1 pseudogene is annotated in these 564 nt (G+C 45.7%); it reads right to left on the reverse strand.

Features of this window, described 5'->3' with window-relative positions:
• Positions 1-564 (reverse strand): annotated as a pseudogene (locus tag ADM33_RS11775) (DUF1542 domain-containing protein); the annotation flags it as partial.

Here is a 564-nt window from a genome sequence, read left to right on the forward strand (position 1 = left end):
AAGTTGGTTGATAGAAGTTAGAGCTGCTTGCAAGGCTTTGTCTACCGCATCCTGAGTCTTGGCTGCTTCGATCGCTGCGATGGCTTGCTCTGATAACTCGACTAGTTTCTTCTTAGCTTCTTTATCGCTACCTAATTCCTTAGTCTTGTTTTGAATAGCCTCTGCCAAACTTGCCATGGCCTTATCATAGTCAATCTTAGGCTCTTCTGGTTGAACTGGTTGCTCTGGTTTTGGTTCCTCTTTTGGAGTCGCTTGGAGTTGATTGATAGAAGTTAGAGCTGCTTGTAAGGCTTTGTCTACTGCATCCTGTGTCTTAGCTGCTTCGATAGCAGCAAGAGCTTGCTCGGATAACTCGACTAGTTTCTTCTTAGCTTCCTTATCATCACCCAGTTCTTTGGTCTTGTTTTGAATGGCCTCTGCCAAACTTGCCATGGCCTTATCATAGTTAGGCTCTTCTGGTTGGGCTGGCTGCTCTGGTTTTGGTTCCTCTTTCGGAGTCGCTTGAAGTTGGTTGATAGAAGTTAGAGCTGCTTGCAAGGCTTTGTCTACCGCATCCTGAGTCTT

The organism is Streptococcus oralis (assembly GCF_001075875.1).
Taxonomy (GTDB): Bacteria; Bacillota; Bacilli; order Lactobacillales; family Streptococcaceae; genus Streptococcus; species Streptococcus oralis_I.